Here is a 1,698-nt window from a genome sequence, read left to right as displayed (position 1 = left end):
TGAAAGGCCGTGGGTTCAACATGGAAGTTACCCGTCTAACGCATTACTTTCGAATTAAGAAGATGGTGGCTTTACTGGTGATTGGGTTTTGTTGGGCGCATAAAACAGGTGAATGGAAGCACAAAATGATTAAGCCGTTACGTGTTAAAAATCATGGCCGCCTTGAGAAAAACCTGTTCCGCTATGGCCTGGATCACCTGACCGATCAGTTGATGTCAGGTGCGTTGGATGCACTGGAGACTAGTCGCTTATTATTGTTGTTTCTGTGCCCACCTGACTGGTTGGAACCTACTAAATCAACGAATGGCCATGGTTTTTCAATCGTGGATTTCTAAATTGTCGTGTACAGAGTGAACCAACAATAAAAATATTCCCATTTCCATTTGATACTATGCTTCGAAAACGATCCGAAGATCGAACATCCTCGTCATTACCATATCTACTATCATGTACCTTATTACCATTTTGATCAAAGGTGACAACTATTCCGTCTTCATCCGTATAGGCGAAACGAGCAAAACCCACAGCGGTAATTGTTCCATCTGCATTTATTGCTAAGCTGTGAAACCTTGTACCATAAGAACTGAGGCTCAGATAATTCACATCAAGCATAGTATTTCCATCAGAGTCTAATTTCACAAGCACGCCATAATCGTCAAAACTCCCCCCTTCGGATGCCCGGTAACCTACTGCGTATGTGTACCCATCGCGAATGAGTAGCTTATGGATATATGTGAAACCAACAGTCCCTTCTGGAAAAACCTTTATCCATTGGATCACTCCATTCTGGTCGATTTTCATTATAGTTGAACCAGAAAAATACCCATAAAGATACACAGTATTATCTGAATCGAAGGCTATTCCATACTTATAGTGATACTTAAATGCATCTAAATATTCCAAATCAATACCAAAAGACTCAATCTCGATTGTATTAAGTAAGTCACCACCTGAGCTGTATTTTAATAACGAAGGCTTACCGTTATAAGGATTGCTATCAAGTATTGCTATAACATAAATGTTATCTTCATTATCTATAGCGACGTCAACAACCGCATTACTACCCGCTCCTCCAAACTCCTTACGCCAGAGCTCATTTCCATCATTGTCAAATTTTAGAATTAATGCATTTGTACTCGTCTGACCACTTTTAATACTTCCAGCACCAACGAGATTATCATTACTGTCTGAGGCAACACTATATAAAACACTTGCCTTACTGTCGTCAGCAGCCAGCGACCAAATGGTAGTACCATCTATATTGTCAACACTAGTAATCAAGACACTAGAGGAGACCTGCTCAGCAGAAGAACTGCTACCAGGCGGCTTCCCTACAGCATAAATTTTTCCACTATCATTAACTGCTAAATCCTCAAAGGACTCATACTGATTTTCTGTTCCAATATGCGAACTCCACATTTCAAGATAATCAGTATCTGTAGGCACTATTTGAACAAGCCTTTCAGCTTTAGTCTCGTTGCCGGAAGTATCGATTGCTGTGTAGCTTATCGTGTAAATTCCAATTTCCTGGGTATTTACTTCTCCGCTCTGAGATACAGGTAGTTCCCCATCTATATCATCATTTGCTATAGCTCCTTTTTCGTTATAGACGCTACCCTGCCGAAGAAATATTTGGCTCTCACCGGTTAGCGTGATTACTGGGGAAGTATCCTCAACGTAAGCGATCAAACCACCCCG

1 protein-coding gene and 1 pseudogene are annotated in these 1,698 nt (G+C 40.9%); one reads left to right on the top strand and one right to left on the bottom strand.

Annotated features, from left to right (window positions below; all coding sequences use genetic code 11):
* Nucleotides 1–335, top strand: a pseudogene (locus DKW60_RS21935) (hypothetical protein); the annotation flags it as partial.
* On the opposite strand, the gene DKW60_RS21930 reads toward DKW60_RS21935, so the two are convergent.
* Nucleotides 292–1,698, bottom strand: a 1,407-nt coding sequence (locus DKW60_RS21930) for an immunoglobulin-like domain-containing protein (protein WP_146203551.1), incomplete at its 5' end; no start/stop codon positions are given. The pseudogene DKW60_RS21935 and the gene DKW60_RS21930 overlap by 44 nt on opposite strands.

This window comes from Leucothrix pacifica, from assembly GCF_003172875.1.
GTDB classification, from domain to species: Bacteria; Pseudomonadota; Gammaproteobacteria; order Thiotrichales; family Thiotrichaceae; genus Leucothrix; species Leucothrix pacifica.
This window is presented reverse-complemented; position numbering and strand designations above follow the sequence as displayed.